At 38.6% G+C, this 21,112-nt stretch carries 21 protein-coding genes; 5 read left to right on the plus strand and 16 right to left on the minus strand.

Annotation, left to right across the window (positions count from 1 at the left end):
• Positions 1 to 42: 42 nt before the first annotated feature.
• From BFM96_RS09240 to BFM96_RS09270, 7 genes are all read right to left on the minus strand, one after another.
• The gene (locus tag BFM96_RS09240) at positions 43 to 2,568 is read right to left on the minus strand and encodes a Spaf_1101 family AAA-like ATPase (protein WP_068993322.1); all 2,526 of its coding nucleotides are present in this window, start codon (positions 2,566 to 2,568) and stop codon (positions 43 to 45) included.
• A 247-nt stretch (positions 2,569 to 2,815) separates the two neighbouring features.
• A complete protein-coding gene (locus BFM96_RS09245; protein WP_068993325.1) occupies positions 2,816 to 3,499 on the minus strand; it encodes a S24 family peptidase in 684 nt (227 codons plus the stop codon).
• A 19-nt stretch (positions 3,500 to 3,518) separates the two neighbouring features.
• Entirely contained in the window at positions 3,519 to 4,373 is an 855-nt protein-coding gene (locus BFM96_RS09250; protein ID WP_068993327.1) for an ImmA/IrrE family metallo-endopeptidase, read from the minus strand.
• A 112-nt stretch (positions 4,374 to 4,485) separates the two neighbouring features.
• Positions 4,486 to 5,538 carry a DGQHR domain-containing protein gene (locus BFM96_RS09255; RefSeq protein ID WP_068993329.1) on the minus strand — a complete coding sequence of 351 codons (1,053 nt, stop codon included), beginning with the start codon at positions 5,536 to 5,538 and terminating at the stop codon, positions 4,486 to 4,488.
• Positions 5,535 to 6,122, minus strand: a complete 588-nt coding sequence (locus BFM96_RS09260) for a hypothetical protein (protein ID WP_068993332.1) — start codon at positions 6,120 to 6,122, stop codon at positions 5,535 to 5,537. The genes BFM96_RS09255 and BFM96_RS09260 overlap by 4 nt, the downstream gene beginning before the upstream one ends.
• On the minus strand, positions 6,089 to 6,307 hold the full coding sequence (locus tag BFM96_RS09265; RefSeq protein WP_068993336.1) for a helix-turn-helix transcriptional regulator: 219 nt from the start codon (positions 6,305 to 6,307) through the stop codon (positions 6,089 to 6,091). Before BFM96_RS09265 ends, BFM96_RS09260 begins: the two co-directional genes overlap by 34 nt.
• Positions 6,308 to 6,380: 73 nt before the next feature.
• Complete coding sequence (locus BFM96_RS09270; protein ID WP_068993339.1) at positions 6,381 to 6,734, minus strand: helix-turn-helix domain-containing protein; 354 nt, start codon at positions 6,732 to 6,734, stop codon at positions 6,381 to 6,383.
• A 609-nt stretch (positions 6,735 to 7,343) separates the two neighbouring features.
• Between BFM96_RS09270 and BFM96_RS09275 the strand changes: the two genes are divergently transcribed.
• From BFM96_RS09275 to BFM96_RS09295, 5 genes are all read left to right on the plus strand, one after another.
• Positions 7,344 to 7,583, plus strand: coding sequence for a hypothetical protein (locus tag BFM96_RS09275; RefSeq protein WP_068993342.1), 240 nt, complete (start codon positions 7,344 to 7,346; stop codon positions 7,581 to 7,583).
• Between the two features lie 30 nt (positions 7,584 to 7,613).
• Positions 7,614 to 7,907 carry a cytoplasmic protein gene (locus BFM96_RS09280; protein WP_068993344.1) on the plus strand — a complete coding sequence of 98 codons (294 nt, stop codon included), beginning with the start codon at positions 7,614 to 7,616 and terminating at the stop codon, positions 7,905 to 7,907.
• A gap of 40 nt (positions 7,908 to 7,947) precedes the next feature.
• Positions 7,948 to 8,394, plus strand: coding sequence for a hypothetical protein (locus tag BFM96_RS09285; RefSeq protein WP_068993349.1), 447 nt, complete (start codon positions 7,948 to 7,950; stop codon positions 8,392 to 8,394).
• Positions 8,391 to 9,974 carry an FtsK/SpoIIIE domain-containing protein gene (locus tag BFM96_RS09290; RefSeq protein WP_068993351.1) on the plus strand — a complete coding sequence of 528 codons (1,584 nt, stop codon included), beginning with the start codon at positions 8,391 to 8,393 and terminating at the stop codon, positions 9,972 to 9,974. The genes BFM96_RS09285 and BFM96_RS09290 overlap by 4 nt, the downstream gene beginning before the upstream one ends.
• A gap of 88 nt (positions 9,975 to 10,062) precedes the next feature.
• Positions 10,063 to 11,505: an IS1182 family transposase gene (locus BFM96_RS09295; protein WP_083201781.1), complete on the plus strand. Its 1,443-nt coding sequence runs from the start codon at positions 10,063 to 10,065 to the stop codon at positions 11,503 to 11,505.
• Between the two features lie 47 nt (positions 11,506 to 11,552).
• Here the strand turns inward: BFM96_RS09295 and rlmD are convergent, their stop codons facing one another.
• The 9 genes from rlmD to aroB all read right to left on the minus strand — a co-directional run bounded on the left by rlmD (position 11,553) and on the right by aroB (position 21,112).
• Positions 11,553 to 12,908, minus strand: coding sequence for a 23S rRNA (uracil(1939)-C(5))-methyltransferase RlmD (gene rlmD, locus BFM96_RS09300; RefSeq protein WP_068993354.1), 1,356 nt, complete (start codon positions 12,906 to 12,908; stop codon positions 11,553 to 11,555).
• A 457-nt stretch (positions 12,909 to 13,365) separates the two neighbouring features.
• Complete coding sequence (locus tag BFM96_RS09305; protein WP_068993357.1) at positions 13,366 to 14,610, minus strand: LCP family protein; 1,245 nt, start codon at positions 14,608 to 14,610, stop codon at positions 13,366 to 13,368.
• 12 nt (positions 14,611 to 14,622) lie between these two features.
• The gene (gene pheA / locus BFM96_RS09310; protein WP_068993359.1) at positions 14,623 to 15,456 is read right to left on the minus strand and encodes a prephenate dehydratase; all 834 of its coding nucleotides are present in this window, start codon (positions 15,454 to 15,456) and stop codon (positions 14,623 to 14,625) included.
• Positions 15,453 to 15,929, minus strand: a complete 477-nt coding sequence (locus BFM96_RS09315; RefSeq protein ID WP_068993361.1) for a shikimate kinase — start codon at positions 15,927 to 15,929, stop codon at positions 15,453 to 15,455. The genes pheA and BFM96_RS09315 overlap by 4 nt, the downstream gene beginning before the upstream one ends.
• On the minus strand, positions 15,922 to 17,205 hold the full coding sequence (gene aroA / locus BFM96_RS09320) for a 3-phosphoshikimate 1-carboxyvinyltransferase (RefSeq protein WP_068993364.1): 1,284 nt from the start codon (positions 17,203 to 17,205) through the stop codon (positions 15,922 to 15,924). Before aroA ends, BFM96_RS09315 begins: the two co-directional genes overlap by 8 nt.
• A gap of 142 nt (positions 17,206 to 17,347) precedes the next feature.
• The gene (locus BFM96_RS09325) at positions 17,348 to 17,686 is read right to left on the minus strand and encodes a YlbF/YmcA family competence regulator (RefSeq protein WP_068993366.1); all 339 of its coding nucleotides are present in this window, start codon (positions 17,684 to 17,686) and stop codon (positions 17,348 to 17,350) included.
• 12 nt (positions 17,687 to 17,698) lie between these two features.
• On the minus strand, positions 17,699 to 18,805 hold the full coding sequence (locus BFM96_RS09330) for a prephenate dehydrogenase (RefSeq protein WP_068993371.1): 1,107 nt from the start codon (positions 18,803 to 18,805) through the stop codon (positions 17,699 to 17,701).
• A 29-nt stretch (positions 18,806 to 18,834) separates the two neighbouring features.
• The gene (aroC, locus tag BFM96_RS09335) at positions 18,835 to 20,001 is read right to left on the minus strand and encodes a chorismate synthase (RefSeq protein ID WP_068993373.1); all 1,167 of its coding nucleotides are present in this window, start codon (positions 19,999 to 20,001) and stop codon (positions 18,835 to 18,837) included.
• Between the two features lie 43 nt (positions 20,002 to 20,044).
• The gene (gene aroB, locus BFM96_RS09340; protein ID WP_068993375.1) at positions 20,045 to 21,112 is read right to left on the minus strand and encodes a 3-dehydroquinate synthase; all 1,068 of its coding nucleotides are present in this window, start codon (positions 21,110 to 21,112) and stop codon (positions 20,045 to 20,047) included.

Consider the following 21,112-nt stretch of genomic DNA (forward strand, 5'->3'; position numbering starts at 1 on the left):
AAATCAGCTCGTATAAAAGCTGATTTTTTCTTATATATTATATTATTTATGAATATCAATAACATCTTGGTACATCTTCACTTTATGCTCAAATGATTCTTTTCCACCTTCGAGATAATTAACGATATATTTTTTAATTCTCTTTTCGCTTGGATATCCCGTTTGGCTTACCCATCCATGTTCTCCGTCAGAATCCATCAATACTACTAAGTCAGACATTGCATTTGTTACAATAGTTGCATTATGAGTTGCAATGATTATTTGGCGTTTATATTTAACTTCACGCAATACTTTTACTAAATTGTTATAGATATATCTTGAATCTAAATTATCCTCTGGCTGATCGATTAGTAGTGGGCGATTGTCATTTGTAAATTCAGAATATGCAAGTATAAAATCCAGCATTGCAACTACTTTTTGTCCCAAACTTAACTCACTTACTATTTTAAATATAGGCTTCTTACTTCCGTCAGTAACTTTTGAATTAATATTAAATTCTAGAGAAAGTTTTTCGCAGTTATTATAAATATCATTCAGGTAGCTTTGAATCAATTTATTATCACTGTTATCCCATAAGTTATAAATTTTTTCAAACAATTTGGTTATATTATTTTCATCAATTTCAATTAGATCAATATGTGATATGTTATTACTTAATTCAGTATTTTTTGAAAAGTTTTCAATAGAAAATTGTTGGTCAAGTTCTCTGCTATTCATAATATTTACGAAGTTTATAAAACCTCTTTTCAAAAATATTGTTGACAAATATTCAACAATCTCTCTATGTGTTATCCTATAACCTTGGAACGGATTATTTAAATTCTTTCCCTCTGGAAAGAACCAATTTTCAAAATTTTCTGGTATATAATAATCTAATTTTTGGCTATATACTATCTGTAATTTGTCAGCTTGATATTCATTAAAGGGCATAATAACCGATTTTAAGTCATTTTCTTGTTTTTTTAATTTAATATTTTCTAAACTAATAATAGAAGTAATACTACTTTTAGAAAATATTTTACACTGGAATTTGTATTGAGCAAACTCCTTATCTTTAGATAATATATTATATAAAAAATCACTTATTTTCTCATCACTAGCAATATTTACTAATTGATTCACAGAGTATCGGTTGTCAAACATTTTATCAACTAAATCGTATTTTTCACTCTTATTCACCTTCTTAAATTGATTACTGTTTAATACTTCATAAATTGACAGATAGGAATCCTTTATTTTTGTTTTTAAAAGTTTACTGTAAAACCAGAACTTAGTAGTACTTTTTGTCCTAACACCATAAGTATCATAGATTTCTTCACCTTGTCTAGGAACAGGTAAATTCAATTCTACAATATATTCTTTTTCAAACATTTCATATAATACATAAACTCTAGAGTGTTTGGTCAAAAATTCAAATTTTTGCTTGGAATCTGCATTTTGTGACAAAATTAATTGAAGTAAATCTAGAATTGTACTTTTCCCGGTTCCACGTCCTCCTATAAGACAATTTAATGATTCTGAGAATTTTAGTACAAAATCAGAGTTATTATTTAATAAAAAGGAATTTTTGATTTGTGGAATAAATAAGCCACGAATTACCTTATTATTATTACCTCTAGGATTATCCAATTCCACTGAAACATCATATTCAGATAAAGCCTCTTTCAATTGTTCGTAATTTCTACTACTAAATTTCACCCACATTGGATTCCGATCATGTTCTTCAATACAGTGAGAGTCATTATCTAATAAAAATGATGGATGTAAAGCTTTATTGATATTTGACAGGAAATTTTGGACTTGAGATATTTTTAGACTATTTGAAACACCCATATAATTAGCATACTTAGATGAAAATAGCTTTTTTTTATAGGCATTCGAGAAATGTTTTCCCTCATTAAATACATCAGAGGAATTAATATGTGCAATGTATGTAATGAAACCCTGATTTAAAAATGTATCCAGAACTTCGAGGCTCGCTTTAAATGTTCCCTCATTTTCATTCATTAAATTGTCTATTAGCCATTTTTCTATAAATTGTGTTTTATATTCTGGGAATGCTACTAGGACATGCACTCGGTCAGCACATGAGATTTCTAAGCCACTAATTACTTTTATTTTTTCCTTGTTAATGCTTAAATCGCTCAATAAATCAATAGCTTTTTTTAATTTTTTTATTCCCAAAATTGTATTATGATCTGATACTACTACTGTAGAAATACCCTGATTATATAAACTCTGTGCAACAATTAAAAATGAAAGCATATCAATTTCATCTTTAAAACCATTTTTTTCATAATTTCTATAAAATACTTTTTCTCCATTTTCAGTAAGAAAATATTCATCTGGAAATAATTTTTGTTTCTTTATTTCATTAATGTAATCTTCAATAGTTAGTTGTTTAAAACTTGATTCTGAATAGCCTTTCCAATCAAAAAATACTTTATAGTCATGAGATTCTGGAGTGTGAACATGAAATAATGTTTTGTAGTACTTTCCAAAACTGTTTTTCTCCCCACTTATTTTTTTATACGCTTTCTCTACTTCTAAATTTAAACTATTCTTCATTCATTACTCCTCTGCCATAAAATGACTCTAAATTTTATTGTTTCTAAATTCGACTATTTTCAATTATATTTTTCAAACTGATTCATTCTTTTGAGTTAATACTTTCAGAGATAAAATATCAATTAAAATAAAGGTCAGTGGAATGCATAAACATGAAATTTAATCAAAATCCTCTCAAACTTTGATGCGATTTTGAAAAGAAATCTAATTCTATTTTATCATCAAATATGTCATTTCTACTCAAGTTTTATCTTTCTATTGGTGTGAAGCTTCCTACAATTTTACCTACTATCCGTGGATTATCATTATAAGAAGCTATTTTATCAGAATAGTCTTTGTTAATTGAAACAAGTCTTAGCCCTTCTGCTTCTCTATAAACTTTTTTGATGTAGGTTTGAGAGTTCCAAACTACAGCATAGACTGCTCCATCATAATCAAAGCCTGTTTCACGAATTAGTGCTACGGAACCATTTTTATAGGTTGGTTCCATTGAGTCACCACTTATCCATGAAGCAAAGTCATGGGCCAGTTCTCTATCAAAATAGACGGTATTATACTCTCTATCATCATAAATTGAAGAACCAACACCAGCTGATATTTGTTCAAACACCTTATACATGAATAGTTTACGTTCACCAATTGTTGTGATATTACTTTGTTCTGTCAAAAGTTCTTGGACTAAGTTATCAACCTTCTTTTTATTGATGTCATTTAGCATTTTGTAGTCACTAGATATCTTATCTTCGGAAAGGTAGCCATGATGCACATTCAATATCTTCTCTAATTTTTCGAGGTTTTCTTTAGTTGGTGCTGATGTTCCCTTTTCCCAAGCAAAATAGGATTGTTTTGTGATTCCTAGCTTGTTTGCAATTTCTACTTGTTTAAGACCTAGTTCAAGTCTTTTATCTTTTAGTTTTGTTGGTTGATACATCACCATCCTCCAATCGTTTTTACAATAGGATTCTATTAGCTAGATTTTTAGCTTTTCTATCAGAGATTTTTTCTATCTTCCAAGCGTAGCCAATTGATTTTCCAAAATCAAATTCAACCCATGTTTTGATACTCCTACATACTTTTTGAAGTTTTGTCCTAAAGGTGGCATTTAATAAGATTGGGTATTTCTCGCTAGAAATAAAATGATTAGTGTCTAGCTCAGCTTTCATTCTCTTAAAAATGTTACCTTTAACCTTGATATATTCCTCTTCAATTTTATCTTTGGCACTATCTAATAATAGGAGTATCCAGCTACTATCATTTTGATAGTATTTTTCAATCGCTTGCTCAATAATGAAGTTTTCGGTATACAAAAAGTGTTTTAAAATATCCTTTAGCCGGTATTTTAAGGCTATCGAGGAAACTTCAAGGTCATTCATAACCGCAAAGAAAGGGTCCCTGCGGTAATATATTTTCGATAAGAGCACGATATCTGGCATTAGGACGACTGCAGAGAATATATTGGCTTCTATTTCTTCGATGTTACTGCTGGGTTGACTGATTTCTGTAAACATCCTACCAGAATGTTTTAACATAAAGTGTCCTAACTCATGACATTTGGTGAAATTTTGCTTTACAATTGGATTTTCCCTTTCATAAGACATTGAGATACCACTTTTGTTGATGAGTGTTAATCCTTCGATTTGCCTATTGCTGAAATGGTGTTCAAGAATTTTAATATCATACTTTTCAACACAAGATTCAAAGTATTCTTTGAAATTATAATTCAAGGTTGAAATATCATTGTCTTTAATGAATTTGTAAAGTTTCTTTTTGGTTACTTGGTTTACTCTAGTATAAAGTTCTTGCACTGTACACCTCCCTCACAAGTTAGCAGAAAATAGTCAGTTATTTAATTGACTAAAATTATATAAAAAAAGTGGACGAGTGTCCACTCAAAACTTGATTATTGTTCGTTGTTTCTTAATTGTCTTCTAATGCTTGTTTGAACGCATCTGATATCTTTTTAGCTCCGCCATAGCTTGATCCATAGTCTTGTGAAGTTATTGGAGTCTTTATATTATTATGGACTTTTTTTAGTTTTGAAACAAAGAACTCTTTGCTGAAATCCCTGCTTTTTTGTGCTTCAGGTATTAATACTTTATCTAGAAAGATTATTAATGCTTTAAATCCAACTGATTTTTGTAAAATAGACTCTTTTTTCCCCCAATCATTAACAAAGATTTCTCTAATCGCTGAAAAGTAATTATAGAGTATTTTATAAATTACATCATCTTGTTCAGAGCTAAATAGATTTTTAAATAGTGTATTTTTGGTAATCAAGTCTCTTAAAGGAGTAACAAATGAGCTTTGAGTTATTGGAGCAAACTCTTGGTTGTCCATCTTATACCCTAACATTTTTATAGAATTAACAAAAGGCGATTGTTCGTCATTATTAAATGTTTTTGCCAAATTATGTAATGTTTTTTCCTCACTCCTATTGGGAGAAATTTCAAATAGTTCATAAATAATAGAACTTGGAACTCTTACTTGTTTTCCGTTGATTGTAATAAATATTAAAGCATCTTCATAGGGTTCTGTATCAAATATTAAGATACAAGGTAAAACAAGTTCATCTTTTTTTCTTGATTTCATTATACCATATAAGCGATGTTGTCCATCTATAATGGAAAAATGTTCTTTTGCACTTTCCTTGAAATAAAATTTATTACCATCTTGAATAACAAAGTCACTGTTACCAGATAGTATGATAGGAGTTGGGAAAATTACATCATTACTCTCCGCATATGAAGAAATCTCTGCAATTCTATTCTCTTTCAAATCTCTTTGAGTAAGACGGCTAAGTTCAGATTCTTCATTTTTGTATTTTTCAGATATTCTGTTTACTTTTGATATCTGAAAAATTTCTGAAGCTACTAATACTCCCATATACATTTCACCAGCAGGTTGCTCAAACTTTATGAATTCAAAAGCCAAATCTTCACCAGTTACTATACTCTTTAACTTCTTCATCATAATTTTCCTCCATCAAATTTCTGCTTGTCTTTATTTTTCTTCATTGTCTCTTGATCAAATTCTAAATCATTAGTAAACTCTAGTAACATGTACTTGTCATCTTTGGTCATTTCTTTTTTTATAGTTAACCTATAGTTGAAAATAATATCAAGAATAAATAATAGAGTTGATGCAATGATAGGTAAAATAATCGGATCACCTGGTTGGTATCCAAGAAATATAAGGTGTAATATTACAGCAAACAACAATAATCCTATACTCCCAGCAAAGAAAAGTGAATAGGAATCTTCTTTTGAATCCTTACTCTTCTGATATTTCCAAAATTTTGGTGTAAAAAAAATATTTTCACTATCCAATGCATTTATAACAAATGTAATTACATGTGAAATAACAATTGTAACTAAAGTTCCTTTTGTAAAAAATGTACTGATTACTACTTTATAGTCCAAGCCATAACTTTTAGAAAGAACTGAAATTACTAATGGTATCAACAAACTAGTTAATATTGATACACAAAAAGTGAGTATCGTTTTATAGCAAGCCTCTTTTTTTACATAATCAATATGCTTATATTTTTTCTCCATTTTTCCCCCTCAACAAACTCATCCAAAGTCACATCAAAATACTTCGCAAGTTTAATTGCAGTCTGCAACATCATATCAGTCTCACCATTTTCCCATCTTGTAATTGTTCTCTCTGGGACACCAATAGCTTTTGAAAGTTGTACTCGGGTAAGTTTTCTTGCTTTTCTTAGTTCTTTTAATTTCATTGGTTGATTCTCACTTTTTTCTTCCTACTTTATCATTCGTAAAATAAATTGAAAAATGGGAGTAAATAGTAAATTATTTTTTGTCTTCGCCAAAAAGTTTTTGGCGTTCCTTCATAAATTCAACCAATTCTTGCTTAAAAACAGCTCTTTCTTCTTCTGTCATTTCTAGTGATGTAGCTCTAAAAAGCATTTCAACATCAGACAATTGTTCATCTTCAAGAGTCTTATAATCAGAATTACCTAACAAATAGTCAGTTGATACGTTGAATAATTTTGCTACTGCAAGTAGTTTATCGGGTGTTGGTACCTTTTCACCTTTTTCCCAATAAGTATATGCAGGACGTGATATACCTAGTGTATCCGCCACATCTTTTTGAGTTAAATTCGCCTCTAGGCGTAGTGCTTTTAAGCGTTCTGGGAATCCCATAGTTAACCTCTTTTAAAATTTTTAAATTTTTTTGATAAAATTGTTGACAAAGATGTAACCATAGGTTACAATATAAATGTAACCAGTGGTTACTTGCTTTTCAAAAAATAATAAGCATTCTTTGAAACCAAAAAATGTTCCTTGAAATTCTAATAAAAAATGTGCGTCTGACAACCAGAGGACTGACCGACAAACACACACAATATACTTCGTATCTATATTGTATCTTGTTTGCATAATAATGTCAAGTCCGTGTACTGGTTGGAGTTGGATTCTGCATCAATGTAGATATCCACACGCATATCGGACTTTCGCACTTTTCCGAATAGTAAAGTGAACTGGCTTTGCGACTAACGCATAAGAGAATCTTCGAGACACGAGTATCGGTCTGGCGGATTGGCTGGGAAAGCGATGGTAATTGATGTAATGCACCTTGCTAAACGTTGCCACCGTGAGAAAGAATGCTTTTCTTTCTCAACCAAATAACCATTGATGAAGACTTGCCATGACAAGACGGGAAATCTTCGAGCAAGTTTCATCTCTTAACACATAAGCTACTAGTCTGACATCGCCTTCTACTAGTAGCTTTTACTATTTAGAAAGGAAGTTATGACTTATTGTGAACAGAAACTAAAACAGATTTATACCAATTTTACTTTCTCAGCAGGTGTCTATGGTTATGATAAACACTTACTGAGGCTCTTGTATGTAGATACTTTGGAACACTTAAGCGATCAATTAAAGTGTTTAAAAAAAGCTCATTACCCTCAAGGGGAATTAACTTTTTACGGTAACTACTATCGCCGTTTAATTACACAATATTATCACTCTCATCAAGCTATGGCTTGATTTTTTTATGACTCTGAAAGGAATAACACTATGATTAAAGAAACGCTCAAAATGAACCCTGATTTTATTGGCACAGCCATTTATGAAAAACAAGGGACTGCCCCACGTACTGTCTTTGGCAAGCAGGGACAATTCCAACGTCATGAAGTAGTCAATGAAAAACACCTACAATTTTACGTCATCACACCTGCTACGGCTGAGGTCTTTGAAGAAGACGCTGAGATTGAATTGGTCAATCCTATTTTCTACCCAGATACCATCAACGGTCGTGACATGGCACCTGCTCTTAATGTATTTGCTGAAAAGATTGTGGTTAAGAAATAACTTCCCCTAACAAAAATAGAAAGATACTAGGAAAAATAATATGGCAAAAGTTGGATTGAAATTTGATAAAGTAGATATTACTGATAAACGTTATTTAGATATTACACCAGCTCTCAAAGTCGATGAAGTCTTTGGCAAGCTGACATGGCGAGGCATTAATGAAGTGGAACAAAAATATGAAAATGATACCACTCAGCCCCGTAACCAAGATGGGACTTACCCACAAATTCCAACAGGTGAAATCCTATCTACCAAGGTAGCGATTAAATCAAGCATCCAACACGGAACAGAAGAATTCTCAATCATTGGGATGTTACCAAGCGAAATTGAAGCTCTTGGTCTGAAATTCGGTGATGAAGTCGAACTCTCAGGTATCATTGTCACCTATTCAGCTGTTTCTGGCGGGGTTTATAAACTCTTTGCTCAAAGCATTGCCAAGAAAAATGCACCTGCACCTAAACCAGACCAAGGAAAGGCTAAAGAATGAGGTTCTGGCACAACCGAGGGCGGAGAGTACGAAAATACCATAAACATATTAGAGGGATAACGTTTGCCCTCTTCTACTTGCCATATCTCTTGGGATGTGGCTTTTTTCTTGGTCTAAACTATCAAGACCTGCTCAATCAGCCTATCTTCTATGTACTACTAACAGGAAGTCTATTACTCGGTAGTTTGGTGGTCAGCTTTATGCTCCAGCGCTACTGCTACAGTCATTTATTGGCTTTTTCTAAGCTAGATAGCCTACGCATTATGGCTAATTTTCTTCTTGAAAATGGCTATTACCTCTCTAAGAAAATCAAGAGAGATAATCAGACAAGAGAAAAGATTGTCCTTCCCAAAGTTTATCTTAAACAAAGTAAATTTGACCTCAAAGCGTCCTTTATCCTTCAAGGAAACAAGTTTCAAGATAAGTTCCTAACCTTAGGAAATACCCTTGAAATTCAACACGATGGCGATTTTACAGGTAAGAAATTCTCTAAAGGCTATGTGACTTACACTATTGCCATTGACCAATTTGCAGGTCGTCTCAACCTCTCAGAGGTCAAAATGACCAAGCAAGGCTTACGATTGATGAAAGATGTTTACTGGGATTACGTGAAACAACCACACTTACTGATTGGAGGAGGTACTGGAGGCGGTAAAACGGTTCTCCTTATGATTCTTCTTTACGGACTAGCACCAATTGCAGATATTGATATTTGTGACCCAAAACAGTCTGACCTCTCTTCTTTTGCAGATGTCCCTATCTTTCAAGGGCATGTTTTTATCACGAAAGAGGAGATTATCACTTGTCTCAAGGACAACGTAGAAGAAATGGAGGAACGCTACCGCTATATGAAAAATCACCCAGACTTTGTAGCTGGGATGAACTTCTCTCAGTTTGGACTTCGTCCCAAATTCATCTTCTTTGATGAGTGGGCGGCTCTGATGGCAAAACTAGAAGGAAACTACCAACTCCAACAACAGGTCAATCAGTATCTTACCCAGCTCATTCTGGAAGCTCGCCAAGCAGGTATCTTCGTTATCATGGCTATGCAACGCCCTGATGGAGAGTATATCAAAACTAGCTTGCGTGACCAATTTATGAAACGTCTTTCAGTGGGACACTTAGAAGATACAGGATACACCATGATGTACGGTGATGCTAACAAAAACAAAGAATTTAAGTACATTGATGAGATTGATGGAAAGAAGGTTATTGGACGAGGCTATATTGCTAATGCTGGAGAAATTGCACGAGAATTTTTCTCTCCTAATGTTCCATTTGACAAAGGTTTTTCATTCAATGAAGCCTTTATAAAAATGTCACCATTAACCGATACACCAGTCATTGCAGTATCTAATAAACAACCACAGAAGGCTATTTTAGAACAACCATCTGAACAACTCATATTGGATTCTTATACCATATCAGAGGCAAAACAAAAATTAGACAAGACCTATGATCAGATTAAAAAAATGGTCAACCTGATTGAAAAAGACAACTACCATACATTTGAAAGACAAGGAGGAAAACTTATTTTCAGTCCTGATGACCTTTATGACCTAGAGGTCATTTCAGATTGAAGACAAAGTCCTAGAAACACTTGTTTCTGAGGGCTTTTTTTGATGTCAAGGAGTATAATAGAGGTAAGAAGAATGTGAGGTGTTGGCTATGTTTCACAAAGAAAATCCCGATTATAACCGTCGTCAAGTAGGCTTCTATACGCTTGAAGAGTTAGTTCCAAAGGACCACTTTCTGCGTCAGTTGGAGGAAACTGTCGACTTTTCTGTCATCTATGACTTGGTGGAGGATAGTTATTCCTCAGACAAGGGTCGTCCTAGCCTTGACCCTGTTATGCTGGTCAAAATCCCTCTGATTCAGTGCTTCTATAGCATTCGCTCCATGCGTCAGACCATCAAGGACATTGAGGTCAATGTTGCCTATCGTTGGTTTCTGGGCTTGAGTCTGGACGATAAGGTGCCTCATTTTACCACATACGGTAAAAACTACAGTCTTCGTTTCGCTGAAACAGAAGTGATCACGCGTATCTTCGAACATGTCCTCAATCTCTGTTTGACTGCTGGATTAGTGGACACAGATGAGATTTTCATCGACGGAACGCACATCAAAGCAGCTGCCAACAACCATAAATACAGACGACAAGAGGTCGAGGCTCAAGCTAAATGGATGAGTGAACAACTCGAAAAAGAAATCGCACAAGATCGGGTAACACATGAAAAAAAGCCCTTAAAGCCCGCCGAAAAAGGCGAGGCTAACACTAAAAAGATGTCCACGACTGACCCTGATAGTGGTTGGTTTCATAAGGGGGAGCATAAGGAGGTTTTCGCTTATGCAGCACAGGTGGCTTGCGACAAACACGGTTGGGCATTAGCCTATACTGTTGAAGCAGGCAATGTCCATGATAGTCAAGCTTTCCCTGCTCTTTTCGCAAAGCTAGAACCGTTTCACCCCAACTATATCATCGCTGACTCTGGTTATAAAACTCCCAGTATTGCCAAATGTCTACTGGACCAGCATATCACACCTGTCTTTCCCTACACCAGACCTCGTGGCAAGAAGGGCATGTTACGACCGAATGATTTCATTTATGACGAGCATTATGACGTCTACCTCTGCCCTGAAAACCAAGTCTTGTCTTACAGCACTACCAACCGTTCTGGCTATCGAGAATACAAGAGTAACCCTAAGATTTGTGCAACTTGTCCACTCCTAAAGAGTTGTACTGAAAGTAAGACCAAGCAGAAGCTAGTCACCAGACATATCTGGAAAGGTTACATGGAGATTTGTGAAGAGATTCGCCACCAAAGAGGGATGAAAGAGCGATATCAGCATCGCAAGGAGACGATAGAGCGACTCTTTGGGACGGCTAAAGAATACCATAATCTCCGCTATACAAGAGAAATTGGTAAGACCAAAATGCGAGATAAGGTTGGGCTGACTTTGGCGTGCCTTAATCTCAAAAAACTGGTGAAAATGAGGGCAGGAAGGCCTTTTTATGTTGCCCTAATCTACTCTTTTAGACTACTTTTTTCAAAAATAACACAGCAAACAAAAAGACAAACTAGTTTAAGGGCTAGTTTGTCTTCGGTCTGAAAGCCTTGATGTCAAGGCTTTTTACTATCCCTTTCGTTCAAAGGTTTCTAGGATTTTACGAGCAGAGCTACACACTCAACATGATGCGTCTGCGGAAATAAATCAACGGGCTGAATCTTGCTAAGTTTGTAGCCTAGCTCTTCATAGTGTTTGACATCACGCGCAAGGGTTGCGACATTACAAGACACGTAGACAATCTTTTCTGGATTCATCTGGCAACTCGCTTTGATAAAACTTTCAGTAAGGCCTTTCCTTGGTGGGTCTACGAGAATGACAGTGGCTTGAACACCTTCTTGCACCCACTTAGCCATGGCTTTTTCAGCGGTATCACAAACATAGTGAGCGTTTGAAATGCCATTTAGGGTTGCATTGCGCTGACTATTTTCTACCGCTTGCGGTACAACTTCTACTCCGTAGACCTTCTTGACATGCTTGGCAAAAGACAAGCCAATCGTTCCAATTCCAGAATAAGCATCAACTACGGTATCATCTGCTGTAACATTCGCAAAATCAATAGCCGTTTGGTAAAGCTGCTCTGCCATTTCAGTATTGACTTGATAAAAGGAAGGAGCTGAGATTTCAAAGCGATTCCCCAACATCTGATCTGTGATACAATCCTTACCATACAAGAGGCGGAATTCAGAACCAAAAATCACATTGGTATCCCGATCATTGATATTTTGCATGATAGAGGTCACCTGTGGGAATTGATCTACCAAGAGCTCAATCAGTTGTTCTATGCGGAAAATCTTTGGTCGAGTTGTCACAAAAATCACCATGATTTCTCCAGAATAATGACCACGGCGAACAATGACATTGCGTATCAAACCTGTTTTTTCTTGTTCATCATAGGGTTTGATGTCAAATCTGCGTAGCAAATCACGTACAGCTAAAATCACTTGATCAATTTCTGGGTGTTGGATATAAAAATCCTCAATCGGCATCAAATCATGGGAATTTTTGCGGAAAAAGCCGGTTTCCAATTGACCATTCACACGGCGAACGGGTACTTGTGCCTTATTTCGATAAGCAACGGGGTGCTCCATACCAAGCGTTAAAGGGACTTCTATATCCTTGATACCAGCAATCTTATACAAACTATCTTTTACTTGCTTGGTTTTAAAATGTAGCTGGGCTTCATAGGTCAAATGCCCCAAATCCGCAATTCCAGATCTGAGATAGGCCACATCAATAGCCTCATTCCTATCTGCTGAAGTCGTCAACCGCTCTTCTACTTTTCCATAGCCGATTTTTTTATTGACCTTAAGCACCCGCATCTGAATTTTTTCACTAGGTAAGGCATTCTCGACAAAAAAGACCAATCCGTCTAGTTTGGCAACTCCTAGCCCCTCATGGCTCAAATCCACAATGTCTACTTCTACCACATCATTTTTCTTCATCATTGTTTTTTAATTCTTTCTTTATTCAAACATATAGGCAACAGGACAATCGGTACGATTGGCTGAAATCAACCTTTCTCCTTCATTTTTTACTCTATAGGCATCAAAATCTGACTAGGTTCCACAATTGAGAATTGTGGAAAGGTTGGAAATAGAGCTAGCGAAATGTTCGCTAGTCTCCTCTACTAAAATGTTGATTTATCAACGTTTTACAAACCAGACAACTACTGCGCTAAACTGTTAAATCTAGAAAAATGATAAGATTAGAGACTTTTGTCCCAGCCTCTTATTTCCAGCCTTCAACAGTCGTCCGCTGGGCTGTTGAAGCAAGGTAAGTTAACGGCAGCAGATTTTGATTGGGGACGAGTATTATTAGCCAAAAACAAGCATATCACATAAAAATAAAAGAGGTCGGGTACCATTGTCTCAACCTCTTTTTATTATATCATAAATCTAGGCATTAGCGCAGTCCCAGCTGAGTCAATTTCTCCTGATAGCGTTCAAAATCAATCAAAAGCCCCTGTCCACCATAACTATCATAGGCATCTTCCCAATCTCCATATTCTGGAACTGTGACTTTTTCAATGCCATTTTTAGCATTTCCTAGCACGCCTAAGCCATTGGTCAATAAGAAATGATAAGGAATATTGGTTGACGTCAACGCAAAGACTTTGCCCGCTGCTTCAGAGCCAGTGAAAAGCTTAGTTGGATCCTTTATTTGCTGAAAAATCGCTGCCAGGACCTCTTGCTGACGACGAGTTCTCCCAAAATCTCCCTCGTCATCTTTCCGAAACCGAGCATAATTGAGCAAGGTGCGGCCATCCATTCTCTGTTTGCCAACTGAAATGGTCTGATTAGGAACAAGACCATCTTTCCTATTCAAATCATCTGGAACTTCCACAGCCTCGACTTCTTCTCCATCAACGGTTGAAAACCGAGCATCCATCTCTACTCCATTGGGAAAGAGGGTATCAACGACCGTTGCAAAGGTTGAAAAATCCACCAAGGCATAATACTTGATATTCAAGCCAAAATGATTCTTGAGCGTTTGTCTCATCCATTCTGCCCCTTGATGATTATCCTGCTCTCCAATCGTGTAAGCCACATTCAACTTTTGGTCATATTCATTGTCCGAACTAACGTCGTCTATATGGACAAGGGTATCTCGCATGAAACTGACCAGTTTCATTTTTTTATCCTGACCTCCGACATTTAAAACCATAATAGAATCCGTCCGCGTATCGGTAGACGAATCACCAATCCGCCCGTCAGTCCCTAAAATCAGGATATTCACACCATCCGCTGCATCTTCCCCGTTGAAAACTTCCGTCTCTGCCGCCTGTTGGTCTCCAGTAGTACCCATCAAGCCTTTGAAAAACATAAATAGCATGCCTAATAAGACGAGGACAAGCCCCACTGCTATCCATTTGATAAGACGTTTTAGCTTAAATCCTTGAGTGTTTACAGTTTGGTGCTCTTCTGCTCTTGAATAGCTTGGTAATTTTTGGTTCACATCTACAGTTTGTTTGGAAGCCTGCTCCCTATTAGCTTTCAAAGAAGAAGACGACAACTCCTCCCCTCGCTCTTTCCTTCTCAAATGGTCATATTCTTTTCGTTCTTTTTTGTTTAAATAATGGAAATTTTCGTCTAGATACTGAAGTCTGAGTGCTTCCTGACGACTGAGATTCGTTGATTTTTGGCTCATAGCGTCTCCAATCTACTGTTCTTTGATTCGATAAACCTCATAATTTCCTAAAATTTTATAAGTAATCCCCATTGTTGTCAATTCTTCTATGGCAAAGTCAATCAAGGCTTCTTTTTCTGCATGGATATCCAAAATAAAGAAATACTCTCCTAAAGCTGTTTTAAGAGGCCGACTTTCAATCTTCGTCAAGTCAATGCCTCGCCAAGCAAAGGCTGATAAGGCCTTGTACAAGGCACCAGGAAGATTGTCTGGCAAGGTCAAGGCTAGACTGATTTTCTTTTCGTGTGCCAACAAGGAAAGATTTGGACTGGATTCTCCTAAAATCCAAAAACGAGTATAATTTTCAGGCATTTCCTGAATGTCTTGCCCGATGATTTCAAGTCCGTATTCTTTTGCAGCCGAGCGTGGTGCAATAGCGGCATACGGTTGTTCTGGATGCTCTGCCACAAAACGAGCCGCATAGGCCGTGCTTGCAGTCACCTCCAATTGTGCCTGTGGATACTGCTGCTCAACATACCTTTTCCCTTGGGCAAGCGCTTGGGGATGAGAAAAAATTTTTTCAATTCTCTTCCCTTTTTCAGTCGCAAGGAGCTGTTGCTTAATCGGCTGAACAAGCTCCGCCACAGCATGAATACTTGCCTGATGAAAAAGGTAATCTAAAGTTTCATGGACACTTCCCTCGATAGAATTCTCCACAGGAACAATCGAATAGGCAACTTCTTTACGCTCATACGCCTTCATCACTTCGGTAATGGTTGCATAGCCATATAAATTTCCCTGTGGGAACGTTGCTTTTGCCACCTGATGGGAAAAGGAGCCTTTAGGTCCTAAATAGGCAATTCTCATCCCAACTCCTCCGCTATCTCAACAGGTTTTTTCCCAACCACACTGACAATGTGGCTCGCGACTTCTTCATACCAAGGCTCACGCTCGACAAAAATATCATAGAGAGCTTCCCTGCTATGTTGCAGAAATAAGGGACGGATATTGTCTGGGTCGCAAACAAGTCGTTCATAGAGCGTGTCAAAATCAGCTTGAAGATAGACACATTTCTCAGCTTGTTTGAGAAGGGCACGATTTTCTGCCCTTGTCACAATCCCTCCGCCAGTAGATATCCAGCCATCCTTTTCCAGCAATTCCTTTAGTAGCTCCGTTTCTGCCTGACGAAAAGATTCTTCTCCATAACGGTCAAAATAGCTGGAAATAGGCATTCCCAATCGCTCAACCAATAAGGCATCCATATCAACAAACTCTGGATCCAGCAAGGCGGCAATCGTTGACTTTCCAGCCCCCATAAACCCTAGTAAAAATTTAGCCATGAAGCAAGCCCTCTAAATCATCAAAGAAACTCGGGTAGCTCGTGTTGATGGCTTCCGCTCGCTCCAAATGAACCTCTCCATCTTGCACCAAGAGGCTAGCAATAGCTGTCATCATCCCAATGCGGTGGTCACCAAAGGTGTTAATAGTAGCCCCATGAAGCGGCGTTTTCCCTTTGATAATCATGCCGTCATCTGTCGGTGTAATCGCTCCTCCCATGCTATTTAAGGCATCTGCCACCACCTGAATGCGGTCTGTTTCCTTAACCTTGAGTTCTTCGGCATCACGGATAATGGTTGTTCCATTTGCCTGTGTCGCTAAAAGAGCAATGATCGGCAATTCATCAATCAAGCGTGGAATGATTTCCCCCGCAATTTCTGTACCTTGTAAATCTGATGTTTCTACTGTAATGGTAGCCGATTTCGCTCGCTCATCTACTTGGCTCAGCCTTATCTTTCCACCCATAGCCTCAATCACATCCAAAATCCCTGTTCTAGTATCGGCTATCCCAACATTTTCTAAGATAATCTTTGCATTGGGCACAATAAGCCCAGCGACCAGCCAAAAGGCGGCGCTTGAAATATCACCTGGCACCTGAATCTCTTGGGCTGTAAAAGTCTGACCACCTGTGATGCGGATTTCCTTACCCGATACCTCAATCTTACCGCCAAACTGACGAATCATATCTTCTGTGTGGTTTCTTGTCCGTTCCTTTTCGACAATAACAGACTCCCCTTCTGCCTGTAAGGCGGCAAAAAGCAGGGCTGATTTTACCTGGGCAGAAGCAATTGGCAAATGATACTGGATAGGTCGAAGATTTTTCTTGCCTTTTATGGTCAGTGGTGGCAAATCTCGATCCGTCTGACCACTCATCTCGACCCCCATTTGTCGAAGGGGAATGCTCACCCGGTCCATAGGGCGTTTGGATAAACTATCATCGCCAAACATCTCTGCTTCGAAGGGCTGACCTGCTAAAACGCCTGAAATCAAGCGAATGGATGTGCCTGAATTTCCCATATCAAGGGGCTTTTGGGGAGCTTTTAACCCATGAAAGCCTACCCCATGGATTTCAACGACATCTCCCTTATCTTCAATCTCTACGCCCAACTCACGAAAGACCTGCATGGTGGAGAGTACATCTTCTCCCCGTAAGATGCCATAAACCTTAGTCACACCCTCTGCCAAACTTCCAAACATAATCGAGCGATGACTAATCGACTTATCCCCAGGTACACGGACAGTCCCATTTAATGCACGAACATCGGTCCTCAATCTCATCTCAAAACCTCTCACTTTCCTATTTTTTACCATTGTACCATAAAAATAGAAGGGATACAAAATCAAACCAGAATTGCATGCGTTTTCCCTCTTTGCAATTTAAGAAAAATGCCCTAGGATTTTCCTAAAGGGCAGGGGGTGTTTATTTCATGACCTCTTGAATTGGGCCAAAGATAATGCGCTCAATATCGGCTAGGTAAACCGATAATTGCTGTTGATTGCCAAAGAAGGTTTCAAGGGCTGGATTGGCTTGAATTTTTTCACCAAAGGCCTGCAATTTTTCTTGGACATCTGGCGTTGGCATTTGACCTGCTTGCGCCATAGCCTGCAATTCACTTTGAAAAACGAGATAGTCGTCTAAGATTTGTTTGGCAGTGCTATCTGCATCCACTGCCTTCTTGCTTTCAACGACTGCCTTGTATTCTGGCAATTCACGAACGGCACGTTCCAATTGATTGGCGATATCATAAATATTTGACATAGGTTCTCCTTTTTAATCGATAAATACTTGGTAAGAGGTATTGGTTTCAATAATATGAGCAGATTTTTCTAAATCTTCGCGATTTTTGAAAGTAATCTGCAAAATACCACTGATATCCTCACGGTTTTCTTCGTTGATATGAATATTGACCACAGATGTTCCACGCAAGAGCTCTAAAATCCCCAAAATTGCGTCTTCTTCGTCTGGCACATTGACAAATAAATCGTAAAAACTATCCACACCAGCTCGTTTATGGATATTCATTTCCTTACGTTTGAGGCGACCATGGTTAAAAAAATTCCAAATTTGATCCCCATCTTCTTGGCGAATCAGCTCCGAAACCTTGTCCAATCGCAGCTTAAAATCCTCAATTCTCTCCAAAATCTCTGCTGGGTTGGTCATCAAAATAGCGGTCCACATACCAGGCTCACTCTCAGCAATCCGCGTCATATCACGAAAGCCCCCTGCTGCAAATTGCTGAACCATTTCATGGTCTCTCGCATAATCAGCAGCCTGCTCCATGAGGCTAGAAGCCAGCACATGAGGAAAGTGACTGATTTGACCAGTCACACGATCATGCTCCTTGGCATCAATCTCGATAAAGCGAGCATGGAGACCTGATAGAATCTCTTTCAAGGTTGGAATCGTTTGATCAGTTGTCAAATTTGAAGGTGTGAAAATATAATAAGCATTCTCAAACAAATTGACATCTGCTGCACTCGCTCCTGACTTGTGGCTCCCTGCCATCGGATGTCCCCCGACAAAAGAAATGCCTCTGTCAGTCAGGTAGTTTTCCGCAGCCTTTACAATTTCAAACTTGGTCGAGCCAGCATCTGTCACGATGACATCTTTCTTGAGAGGTATTCGTGATAAATCCTGTAGAAAGGCAATGGTCTGCTGAATAGGGACGGCTAAGATAATCACATCCGCCTCTGGGGCAAGGGAGAGAAAGTCATCTGTGACCCTATCTACCATCCCTTTTTCTAGGGCAATCCTGCGCGAATCCTCACCTCGATTATAACCCCAAATTTCAACATCTGGGTGGTCCCGCTTGATGCCCAGTGCAATGGACGCTCCAATCAAACCCAAACCTGCAATATACACAACTCTTGTCTTCACACATTCTCCTTCTTGGTCATAGCAAGCGATTAAAAGCCTTTGACATAGGCACGGTGATTGTCCACCGCTTCTTTTAATTCCTCCATATTATCAGAAGAGAATTTATCCAAGACTTCTGTGGCCAGAACTGTCGCAACCACGCTTTCCATCACAACGCCAGCAGCTGGAAGAGCCGTAGGATCACTTCTCTCCACCGTTGCCTTATAGGGTTCATGGGTCTCAATATCCACACTCATCAAAGGCTTATACAAGGTCGGAATTGGCTTCATCACTCCCCTGACTACAATAGGCTGACCATTGGTCATACCACCTTCAAAGCCACCAAGATTATTGGTTCGGCGGGTAAAGCCCTCTTCCTCAGACCAGAGGATTTCGTCCATGACTTGACTTCCCTTGAGACGACCCGCTTCAAAGCCTATGCCAAATTCAACTCCTTTAAACGCATTGATGGAAACCACACCTTGGGCCAGCTTGGCATCTAATTTTCGGTCCCACTGCACAAAGGAGCCTAGACCCACAGGAACCCCACCTACAATGGTCTCAACAATTCCTCCGATTGTATCCCCATCTTTCTTAATCTGATCAATATAGGCCTTGATTTCCTCTTCCTTTTCAGGATTGACAATCGAAACTTCCGACTTGCGTGCTCGTGCTTTAATCTCCGCAACCGTTAGTCCATCAGGCACTTCCACGTCAATCCCTCCAAAAGTGACAATGTGGCTTGCCACATCCATGCCAAGTTCTTCTAGAATTCGTTTGGCAACAGCCCCAACTGCGACACGCATGGTGGTTTCACGCGCACTCGAGCGCTCTAAGGAATTACGCAAATCAGAAAACCGATACTTCATGCCTCCGACCAGATCCGCATGCCCAGGACGCGGTTTAGTGATCTTTCGAAGACCTTTTTTCTTATCCTCCACATCTGCAACATTCATAATCTCCAACCATTTTTTGTGGTCCAGATTGGTGACATTTAGGGTGATCGGTCCTCCCATGGTCAAACCATGGCGGACACCCGCAGTAATCTCCACTTGATCACTTTCAATTTTCATACGTTCACCACGACCATAGCCCCCTTGGCGTCGCTTTAATTCTGCATTGATATAGTCCGCTGTCAAGGGGAGACCAGCTGGAACTCCCTCAATAATCGCGGTCAGTCGCGGTCCATGCGACTCTCCTGCTGTCAAATATCTCATCTCATCCTCCGCTTTTCTACTCTAAATCGTACAGAGCCATCCATTATCGTTTCAAATAGTCTTTCATCTCTGTTAGAGGAATTGGGTGAATCTGGGCTGTCCCAATTTCCGGAACCAAGACTAGCTGAATCACCTGACCTCTAGCTTTTTTATCATGAAGAAGGGCTCGGTACAATTCCTCTTCCTGCCAAGAATCAGAAGCAACTGGCAAGCCGAATTTTTCACACATTTCAATGATCGCTTGCGTTAACCCTTCTTGGATAAGCCCTTTTTCTTCTGCTACACGCGAAATCTGTACCATTCCTATAGCCACGGCCTCGCCATGCATGATTTGACCATAACCAGCCGTTGCCTCAATCGCATGGCCGATGGTATGACCAAAGTTTAAATATAACCGCACGCCATTGTCAAGTTCATCTTCGACCACTACCTTACGCTTCACATCACAAGAATGATAGATAATGCTCTCCGCATGCTCATAAATGGATTCTAGGCTGCCATCCATTTCCTTTAATTCTTGCCAGAGTTCCTGATCTGCAATCAAGCCGTACTTGACCACTTCACCCATCCCCTCAATCAATTCACGTTTGCCAAGGGTTTTTAAGGTCTCAGGGTCAATCAATACCCCGTCTGGTTGGGCAAAGGTGCCCACCATATTTTTCGCGAAGGGTGTATTGACACCTGTCTTGCCCCCAATCGAAGAATCTACCTGCGCTGTCAAGCTCGTAGCAATCTGCACAAAATGAATACCTCGCATATAGGTTGACGCGACAAAGCCAGCTAAATCACCGACCACACCGCCACCAAGGGCTACAATCCCATCACTTCGCGTCATACCAACCTTGACCAAAAACTCATAGACTTTATTGACTGTCTTTAGGTTCTTACTGGCTTCACCCTCTAAAAAATCAAAAACATAGGTTTCAAAACCAGCATCTTCTAGGCTTAATTTGACCTTTTCTGCATACAGACTTGCTACATGATTATCTGTGACAATGACTACTTTCTGTGCTGACCACAGACCAGCTAGCCATGAGCCTGCTCGTCTCAAACTCCCCTTTTCAATAACAATATCATAGGGATGATGGGGTAGATCGACTGTTAATTTCAT

Origin of the sequence: Streptococcus himalayensis, assembly GCF_001708305.1 — a bacterium.
GTDB lineage: Bacteria > Bacillota > Bacilli > Lactobacillales > Streptococcaceae > Streptococcus > Streptococcus himalayensis.

Coding starts and splice junctions, on each gene's coding strand:
- BFM96_RS09240 (WP_068993322.1), bottom strand. CDS start 2,568: ATGAAGAATAGTTTAAATTTAGAAGTAGAGAAAGCGTATAAAAAAATA.
- BFM96_RS09245 (WP_068993325.1), bottom strand. CDS start 3,499: ATGTATCAACCAACAAAACTAAAAGATAAAAGACTTGAACTAGGTCTT.
- BFM96_RS09255 (WP_068993329.1), bottom strand. CDS start 5,538: ATGATGAAGAAGTTAAAGAGTATAGTAACTGGTGAAGATTTGGCTTTT.
- BFM96_RS09260 (WP_068993332.1), bottom strand. CDS start 6,122: ATGGAGAAAAAATATAAGCATATTGATTATGTAAAAAAAGAGGCTTGC.
- BFM96_RS09265 (WP_068993336.1), bottom strand. CDS start 6,307: ATGAAATTAAAAGAACTAAGAAAAGCAAGAAAACTTACCCGAGTACAA.
- BFM96_RS09270 (WP_068993339.1), bottom strand. CDS start 6,734: ATGGGATTCCCAGAACGCTTAAAAGCACTACGCCTAGAGGCGAATTTA.
- BFM96_RS09275 (WP_068993342.1), top strand. CDS start 7,344: ATGACTTATTGTGAACAGAAACTAAAACAGATTTATACCAATTTTACT.
- BFM96_RS09280 (WP_068993344.1), top strand. CDS start 7,614: ATGATTAAAGAAACGCTCAAAATGAACCCTGATTTTATTGGCACAGCC.
- BFM96_RS09285 (WP_068993349.1), top strand. CDS start 7,948: ATGGCAAAAGTTGGATTGAAATTTGATAAAGTAGATATTACTGATAAA.
- BFM96_RS09290 (WP_068993351.1), top strand. CDS start 8,391: ATGAGGTTCTGGCACAACCGAGGGCGGAGAGTACGAAAATACCATAAA.
- BFM96_RS09295 (WP_083201781.1), top strand. CDS start 10,063: ATGTTTCACAAAGAAAATCCCGATTATAACCGTCGTCAAGTAGGCTTC.
- rlmD (WP_068993354.1), bottom strand. CDS start 12,908: ATGATGAAGAAAAATGATGTGGTAGAAGTAGACATTGTGGATTTGAGC.
- BFM96_RS09305 (WP_068993357.1), bottom strand. CDS start 14,610: ATGAGCCAAAAATCAACGAATCTCAGTCGTCAGGAAGCACTCAGACTT.
- pheA (WP_068993359.1), bottom strand. CDS start 15,456: ATGAGAATTGCCTATTTAGGACCTAAAGGCTCCTTTTCCCATCAGGTG.
- BFM96_RS09315 (WP_068993361.1), bottom strand. CDS start 15,929: ATGGCTAAATTTTTACTAGGGTTTATGGGGGCTGGAAAGTCAACGATT.
- aroA (WP_068993364.1), bottom strand. CDS start 17,205: ATGAGATTGAGGACCGATGTTCGTGCATTAAATGGGACTGTCCGTGTA.
- BFM96_RS09325 (WP_068993366.1), bottom strand. CDS start 17,686: ATGTCAAATATTTATGATATCGCCAATCAATTGGAACGTGCCGTTCGT.
- aroC (WP_068993373.1), bottom strand. CDS start 20,001: ATGAGATATTTGACAGCAGGAGAGTCGCATGGACCGCGACTGACCGCG.
- aroB (WP_068993375.1), bottom strand. CDS start 21,112: ATGAAATTAACAGTCGATCTACCCCATCATCCCTATGATATTGTTATT.